We start from the raw sequence: 7,143 nt of genomic DNA, 5'->3' as shown, positions 1-7,143 counted from the left end.
GACGATCACCTTGTCGCCGATTTCGCGCCCAATGGCCAAAGCCTCCTCATAGTCTTTGATCCACGCATTGACGCTGCCTTGCGCCATAGCCACGCCGTCCTGGCCGTGACCGGTCAGCCGCGTGTAGAAAAGGTTGGCCTCCAGTTCATCCGCAATGTCATCCGGCAAGGGGCGGACCTCGCCTTTAGAGGCGGAAAAGCCGTGGATGTAGACGATGGCCAAAGGCGTCTTGGCGTGGACCATCGGGTTCGCCCAGATGATCTCCTTGTCGAGCCCGTCGCGGATGTTGGGCACGGCAGCCTCTTCACGTGCCAGATAGGCCTGCGGATCGTCGCCGATCACCGATGGATTGAAGCGGATTGTGGTGTCTACCGGCACGCGCGGGCCGAGAAAGAAGCCGGCGACCAGGATGACTGCAAGGCCAAGCACCGCCAGCACGATCCGCCGCCCCATTCCAGTCTCCAAGCAATGATTCTCAACCTATGGCCGTCCCCGCCGGCAGGCAATCGCCGTTTCGCCGGCTTATGTCGCCTTGTCGCGGGACGGGTCTTTTTTGCCCGCCGGCCTGCGATCGAAATGCAGCGGCCGACCCCACCAGTGGGTGGTGAGCCCGATGACGAAGCGGCCGATCGGCCGCGGCAGCAGGCCGAGCAGCTTCACCGGCCAGCGTATGTGATACGGGAAGGTGACTTCGAAGCCGCCCTTCCTGATGCCGCGCGCCATGCGGCGCGAGGCGCGATGCACAGGCATGAGGCCCGGCATCGGCAGCTTGTTCTTTTCGGTCAAAGGCGTGTCGATGAACCCCGGATTGATGACCTGGATGCGGATGTTCATCTTGTCGAAGTCGTATTTCAGCGACTCCGCCAGGATGTTGATCGCGGCCTTGGTGCCGCCATAGGCCGCCGTTGTCGGCCAGCCGGAATAGGCGGTGACCGATCCGACAAGAACGACATGGCCGCGTCCGCGCACGCGCATATGCTCGACGACAGGCACCACGCCGTTGACGATGCCGAAATAGTTCACGGCGAAGGAACGATGGAAATCGCGCACCACCAGATTCTCTCCGGGGGTGGCGATGTAGTTGCCGGCGTTGAAGACGGCAAGCACGATCGGTCCCATCTGCTCCTCGATCGCGGAGGCCGTGCGGGCCATGCCCTGCTCGTCGGTGACGTCGCAGGGAAAGGACCTCACATGCCCGGACATTTGCGCCGTTTCGACGATCAGCGTGTCGGCTGGATCTTCCGGTAGCGACGTCACCGCCACGGCATAGCCTTGATTGGCGAGATCCTTGGCCAGCGCGCGACCAAGCCCGCTGCTGCCGCCCGTGATCCAGGCGACACCGTCTTTCGGATTGGCCCGGTAGAGTGTCATAGGGTGTCCTGCGGATGTTCCGGTTTGCTCTAGCGGCGGAGAATTCGGTTGAAAAGAGCGGTTTTGCACTTGGCACCGAAATGGTCGCGAGCGTTGCACCATCCGCAATGCGACTGGACCAGGCAAAATCTTGCCTTGAAACCGCGGCGTCCGGTTTTTAGGGTCTCGCCGCACACATGAAGGAATCCCACATGCCCCGTTCAGTGATCGAAGCGATCGGCAACACGCCCCTGATCCGGCTCAACAAGGCTTCGGAAGCGACCGGCTGCGAGATCCTCGGCAAGGCCGAGTTCATGAATCCGGGGCAATCGGTGAAGGATCGGGCCGGCCTGTTCATCATCCGCGACGCCGAACAGCGCGGGCTGCTCAAGCCCGGCGGGCTCATCGTCGAAGGCACTGCCGGCAACACCGGCATCGGCTTGACGCTGGTCGCCAAGGCGCTCGGCTACCGCACCGTGATCGTCATCCCCGACACGCAGAGCCAGGAAAAGAAGGACACGATCAAGATCTTGGGCGCGGAGCTCATCGAAGTACCGGCCGTGCCCTACAAGAACATCAACAACTACATAAAACTGTCCGGCCGGCTTGCCGAGCAACTGGCGCGCTCGGAGCCGAACGGCGCGATCTGGGCCAACCAGTTCGACAATGTCGCCAACCGCGACGGTCATGTCCGCACGACGGCCGAGGAGATCTGGGCCCAGACCGGCGGCAAGGTCGATGGCTTCGTTTCGGCCGTAGGCTCCGGCGGCACGCTCGCTGGTGTCGCGCTGGGGCTCAAGGACAAGAGCAAGGACGTCAAGATCGCGCTCGCCGATCCGCTGGGCGCGGCGCTCTACAGTTTCTACACCAGCGGCGAGTTGAAATCCGACGGCAGCTCGATCACCGAAGGCATCGGGCAGGGCCGCATCACCGCCAATCTGGAAGGCTTCAGGCCGGACTTCTCCTTCCAGATCCCGGACGAGGAAGCGTTGCCGATCATCTTCGACCTGATCCAGGAAGAGGGCCTCTGTGTCGGCGGCTCGACCGGCATCAACATCGCCGGCGCCATCCGGCTGGCGCGCGAGCTCGGACCGGGCCACACCATCGTGACGATCCTTGCCGACTACGGCACGCGCTACCAGTCCAAGCTCTTCAATCCGGAGTTCCTGCGCGGCAAGAACCTTCCGGTGCCGGGCTGGATGGAAGAAAAGGCCGACATTTCCGTGCCGTTCGAAAAGGTAGCATGATGGCGCACATGACAGCGGCGCTGTTTCGCGACGACGCCTATCAGACGACGGCCGAGGCCGAGGTTGTCGCCGTCAACGATCGGGGTGGCATCCTTCTCGACAGCACCATCTTCTACGCCACGTCGGGTGGACAGCCGGGCGATGCCGGCATGCTCGAACGAGCGGACGGCGGCCGCATCGCGATCGCCGCCACCATCACCGGCGAGACCAAGGATGAGATCATCCACGTGCCGGCGCCGGAGCAGCTGCTCCCCGCTGCCGGCGAAAGGCTGAAGCTCTCGATCGACTGGGAGCGGCGGCACCTTCTGATGCGCATGCATACCGCCTGCCACCTGCTGACGGTCGTTTGCCCGTTTCCGATCACCGGGGCCGCGGTCGCCGAGGACGACAGCCGTGTCGACTTCGATATCCCCGACACCGGCTTCACCAAGGAAGATGTTACGGCCCGCCTGATGGAACTGGTGCGCGCCGACCATCCGATCTTCACCCGGTTGATCACCGACGAAGAGCTCGCCGCCAATCCCGGCCTGGTCAAATCGAAGAACGTCCGCCCACCGGTCGGCACAGGAAAAATCCGCCTGGTCTGCATCGGCGACAACGGCTCGGTCGACAGCCAGCCCTGCGGCGGAACGCATGTGAAGTCGACCGGCGAGGTCGGCGAGATTCATATCGGCAAGATCGAGAAGAAAGGCCGCGAGAACCGGCGGTTCCGCATCCGCTTCGGCCCGATGCCGGCGAATTGAGGCGGGCCAGGGAGAACAAAATGGCGCAGGACAGTCCCTTCATCGTCGACGCCGACTGGCTGGAGAAGCAGCTTGGCGAGCCCGGCCTCACCATCATCGACGCCTCCTGGTATCTGCCGGCGCAAAAGCGAGACGCCCGCGCCGAATACGATGCCGCGCATATCCCAGGGGCGCGCTTCCTCGACCAGGATGCGGTTTCCGACCCGGATTCCAACCTGCCGCACACTTTGGCTTCGCCGCAGCACTTTGCCCAATATGTCGGCGCCATGGGCGTTACGGCTGATGACACCATCGTCATCTATGACGGGCCTGGCCTGTTCTCGGCGCCGCGCGCCTGGTGGATGTTCCGCGTCATGGGCGTTTTCCAGGTCTATATTCTGAACGGTGGCTTCGACCGCTGGAAGGCCGAGGGGCGGCCCGTGACGTCCGAGCCGACCAAGATCGCGCCGAGCGTCTTCCATGCCGATTTCGATGCCGGCCGGGTTGTCAGCCTCGACGAGATGCGCAGGATCGTCGAGGGCCGCCAGAGCCAGATCGCCGACGCACGCTCGCCCGGCCGTTTTGCCGGAATCGATCCGGAGCCGCGCCCGGGCGTCCGTTCGGGCCATATGCCGGGCGCGCATAATGTCCCGATCACTGCGCTTGCCGAGAATGGCGAGCTGCTGCCCAAGGATCGACTGCGTAAGGTGATCGAGGATGCCGGCATCGACCTGTCGAAGCCGGTCGTCACGTCCTGTGGCTCGGGCATCACGGCGGCGGCGATCACGCTCGCGTTGGAGACGCTCGGCCATACCGACAACCGGCTTTACGACGGTTCGTGGACGGAATGGGGCGGTCTCAGCGACACGCCGGTGGCGACGGGGAAAGAGTGATGGAAAACGGCGCGCCGCAAGCTATCGATGTCACGGTCACGTTCCTGGAGATGCACGCCGCACCCGCGGTTTCGCCGCCAATCCCCTACAACCGGCAGATCGCGCTGCTGAAGACCAAGGACATCCCGCTCCATTTCTACCGCTATTTGATAGATCGCGTCGGGCGCAAATGGCACTGGGTCAATGTGCTGAGGATGAGCGACGAGGAGCTTGCCGCCGGCCTGCACCGCGAGGACCGCGACGTCAGGGTGCTCTATCTCGATGGCGCTCCAGCCGGCTTCTTCGACCTAAAGCCGCATCTTCCGGACGAAGTGGAGCTCGCCTATTTCGGCATGATGGAACATGCGCATGGCCAGGGCATCGGCCGCTGGTTCCTCGGCGCGGCGATCTCGGCGGCCTGGGCATATGGGCCAAAGTTCGTGTCCGTGCAGACCTGCACGCTCGACCATCCGGCGGCACTGCCGCTGTACCAGAAACTCGGCTTCACGCCTGTGGCGCAGAAGAAGGAAGTCGTGCACCCGCTGACCTTCGCCGAGCGTTCGGCCAGCGTCATGCGAGGCTAGACCCGTTTCACGCCGCAGCCGAGCCCAACCGGCGGACGCTTTTCCCAGAATTGCCGTGGGCCTGAACATTCCGTTCATCGCCGCTCCAGACTGTCTTTGCCATTGTCCGGCCGCATTACGAGCCCGAGCTTGTGGGAGAAAAGACATGTTGACCCGACGTATGTTTGCCGTCGCCGCGATCGCGGCAATTGCCATGCCGAGCCTGGCATTCGCACAGGCGACCACGCCTTCGGCCGCGACCATCGAGCGGCAGCTCGAGGCCGCGCCCAGGAAGAAGCTGCGCCCCAATGAACGTGTCACCATTCGCGAGTTCAAGCGCCGGCCGGACCTGCGGCGCATGGCGCGTTCGATCGACATCCAGTCGATCAATTTCGAGTTCGGCTCGGCCGCCATCGCCCCCTCGCAATATGGCAAGGTCGAGATCATCGCCGACGCGCTCGATCGCATCCTGCGACGCGACCGTGGCGCCCGCATCCTGATCGAGGGCCACACCGACGCTGTCGGCTCCTTCGAGTCGAACCAGGTCCTGTCCGAGCGCCGTGCCGCCTCCCTGAAGCGGACCCTGGTAGGCGAGTTCGGCGTGCCCGCATTCGCGCTGGAAACCGTTGGCTATGGCGAGAAATTCCTGCTCGTTCCGACCCAGCAGGAGAACTGGCGCAACCGCCGCGTGACGCTGCGCCGCTTCGACGACTTCGTGCGGTAACGCTCAGTCCGACAATGCCATGTCTAGAGCCCGGTTGCGCAAAGCAGCCGGGCTCTTCCTTATGCGTGCCGCTAGAGCAATTCCAGGAAAAGTGTGAGCGGTTTTCCGTCCGGAATTGCGTAAAAACAAAGAGTTAGAGCGGTTCGCCGTTTCCGTGAAACGGTGAACCGCTCTAGGCAGGAATCGGGTGGGAGGCACTGCCGCCAAAGCATAATTTCCGGACGTCGCCACCGGAGATTCGCCATGAGCATAAAGTTCAAAGCCTTGCCGACCGAAGCCGTGCGCGCCTTGCAGCGGGGAGGGCCCGACGCCTATGGCCTCACCCCGGAACACCGGATCTCCAACGGCGACGGCGTGCCCTGCAGGCATTGCATGAAAAACGTCGCAGCCGGCGACGGCTATCTGATCGTTGCCTACCGGCCATTCCCGGAACTGCAGCCCTATGCCGAAACCGGCCCAATCTTTCTGCATGCCGAGGAATGCGAACGCGCCGCCGACGGGGATGCGCCGCCGGAAATGCTGGCAAGCAGCGACTATATCGTCAGGGGCTATGGCAAGGACGATCGCATCGTCTATGGCAGCGGCGCGGTCACGCCGACGGGCGATATCGCAGCCCGCGCCACAACACTGCTTGAGCGCGACGACATCGCCTACATCCACGTCCGCTCGGCGCGGAACAATTGCTATCAATGCCGCATCGAGCGGGCCTGATCCCAAACCGACAAGCCCCAAAAAAGAAGCCCGCCGATGGTCAGGCGGGCCGTTGGAGGGTCTGACAGAAGCTGTCGGCAAGCGCTGTCAGGTCGGGATTGTCCGAACCCGGCAAGCAGCACAGACCGCCAGTAGCATCGCGTTTCTAGGCATCTTTCCCGCCGCGCGAATGTGAAGCACTTCACACAGGGACGCATAACGGCCGAAAGACAGGATCGAAGTCCGTCAAGACTGTCGTATTCTCGTCGTACTCCTTTGCTAAGAAGCAATGGTTGATGATCAGTCGACCGCGGATGGACCGGCGGCAGGTCGCAACATCGAGGAAGCGGGGCTTTTGCTCCGCTTTTTTGTTGTCCGGACTTCTTCACGGAAACCTACTTCCGCGCAAGAAAAAAGCCCGCCGGAGTTAACCGGCGGGCGTGACAGGAGGAATTCTTGCCGGATATCAGGCGGCGAGCACCGCTTTCGGCTCGACCATTTCGTAGCCGAGCGCTTCGGCGACGGCGCGGTTGGTGATCTTGCCCTTGTGGACGTTGAGGCCGTTGCGCAGGTGGTGGTCGTCGACCAGCGCCTTGAGCCCCTTATCGGCGAGCTGCAGGCCATAGTGCAGCGTCGCGTTGTTGAGCGCGTGCGCCGAGGTGACCGGCACGGCGCCCGGCATGTTGGCGACGCAATAGTGGATCACACCGTCGACCTCATAGGTCGGATCGGCATGCGTCGTGGCATGCGAGGTCTCGAAGCAGCCGCCCTGGTCGATCGCGACGTCGACCAGCACCGAGCCCTTCTTCATGCCGGAAAGCATCTCGCGGGTGACGAGCTTGGGCGCCGCGGCGCCCGGGATCAGCACGGCGCCGATAACGACGTCGGCCGAGAAGCATTCCTCTTCCAACGCCTCGACGGTCGAGTAACGCGTGTGGACGCGGCCGCCAAAAATGTCGTCGAGCTGGCGCAGAC

General features: G+C 63.3%; 7 protein-coding genes and 2 pseudogenes. 6 read left to right on the top strand and 3 right to left on the bottom strand.

Annotated elements, in window-relative coordinates:
* Both EOA28_RS18875 and EOA28_RS18870 read right to left on the bottom strand, forming a co-directional pair.
* Positions 1 to 453, bottom strand: a pseudogene (locus EOA28_RS18875) (alpha/beta hydrolase); the annotation flags it as partial.
* Between the two features lie 69 nt (positions 454 to 522).
* Positions 523 to 1,371, bottom strand: coding sequence for an SDR family NAD(P)-dependent oxidoreductase (locus tag EOA28_RS18870; RefSeq protein WP_128315147.1), 849 nt, complete (start codon positions 1,369 to 1,371; stop codon positions 523 to 525).
* Positions 1,372 to 1,562: 191 nt separating this feature from the next.
* On the opposite strand from EOA28_RS18870, the gene EOA28_RS18865 reads away from it, so the two are divergent.
* From EOA28_RS18865 to EOA28_RS18840, 6 genes are all read left to right on the top strand, one after another.
* Complete coding sequence (locus tag EOA28_RS18865; protein WP_127252790.1) at positions 1,563 to 2,597, top strand: cysteine synthase A; 1,035 nt, start codon at positions 1,563 to 1,565, stop codon at positions 2,595 to 2,597.
* Entirely contained in the window at positions 2,597 to 3,340 is a 744-nt protein-coding gene (locus EOA28_RS18860) for an alanyl-tRNA editing protein (RefSeq protein WP_127252791.1), read from the top strand. Before EOA28_RS18865 ends, EOA28_RS18860 begins: the two co-directional genes overlap by 1 nt.
* Positions 3,341 to 3,360: 20 nt before the next feature.
* Positions 3,361 to 4,212, top strand: coding sequence for a 3-mercaptopyruvate sulfurtransferase (sseA, locus tag EOA28_RS18855; RefSeq protein WP_127252792.1), 852 nt, complete (start codon positions 3,361 to 3,363; stop codon positions 4,210 to 4,212).
* Positions 4,212 to 4,775 carry a GNAT family N-acetyltransferase gene (locus tag EOA28_RS18850; RefSeq protein WP_127252793.1) on the top strand — a complete coding sequence of 188 codons (564 nt, stop codon included), beginning with the start codon at positions 4,212 to 4,214 and terminating at the stop codon, positions 4,773 to 4,775. The genes sseA and EOA28_RS18850 overlap by 1 nt, the downstream gene beginning before the upstream one ends.
* 145 nt (positions 4,776 to 4,920) lie before the next feature.
* Positions 4,921 to 5,478 carry an OmpA family protein gene (locus EOA28_RS18845; protein ID WP_127252794.1) on the top strand — a complete coding sequence of 186 codons (558 nt, stop codon included), beginning with the start codon at positions 4,921 to 4,923 and terminating at the stop codon, positions 5,476 to 5,478.
* Between the two features lie 243 nt (positions 5,479 to 5,721).
* Positions 5,722 to 6,189: a DUF1203 domain-containing protein gene (locus EOA28_RS18840; protein ID WP_127252795.1), complete on the top strand. Its 468-nt coding sequence runs from the start codon at positions 5,722 to 5,724 to the stop codon at positions 6,187 to 6,189.
* A gap of 445 nt (positions 6,190 to 6,634) precedes the next feature.
* On the opposite strand, the pseudogene EOA28_RS18835 reads toward EOA28_RS18840, so the two are convergent.
* Positions 6,635 to 7,143 (bottom strand): annotated as a pseudogene (locus EOA28_RS18835) (alanine dehydrogenase); the annotation flags it as partial.

This window comes from Mesorhizobium sp. M2A.F.Ca.ET.067.02.1.1 (genome assembly GCF_004023285.1).
Taxonomy (GTDB): domain Bacteria; phylum Pseudomonadota; class Alphaproteobacteria; order Rhizobiales; family Rhizobiaceae; genus Mesorhizobium.
This window is presented reverse-complemented; position numbering and strand designations above follow the sequence as displayed.

Bases quoted from the DNA above. Each gene is read 5' to 3' on its own strand.
- EOA28_RS18870 (WP_128315147.1), bottom strand. From the start codon at position 1,371: ATGACACTCTACCGGGCCAATCCGAAAGACGGTGTCGCCTGGATCACG.
- EOA28_RS18865 (WP_127252790.1), top strand. From the start codon at position 1,563: ATGCCCCGTTCAGTGATCGAAGCGATCGGCAACACGCCCCTGATCCGG.
- EOA28_RS18860 (WP_127252791.1), top strand. From the start codon at position 2,597: ATGGCGCACATGACAGCGGCGCTGTTTCGCGACGACGCCTATCAGACG.
- sseA (WP_127252792.1), top strand. From the start codon at position 3,361: ATGGCGCAGGACAGTCCCTTCATCGTCGACGCCGACTGGCTGGAGAAG.
- EOA28_RS18850 (WP_127252793.1), top strand. From the start codon at position 4,212: ATGGAAAACGGCGCGCCGCAAGCTATCGATGTCACGGTCACGTTCCTG.
- EOA28_RS18845 (WP_127252794.1), top strand. From the start codon at position 4,921: ATGTTGACCCGACGTATGTTTGCCGTCGCCGCGATCGCGGCAATTGCC.
- EOA28_RS18840 (WP_127252795.1), top strand. From the start codon at position 5,722: ATGAGCATAAAGTTCAAAGCCTTGCCGACCGAAGCCGTGCGCGCCTTG.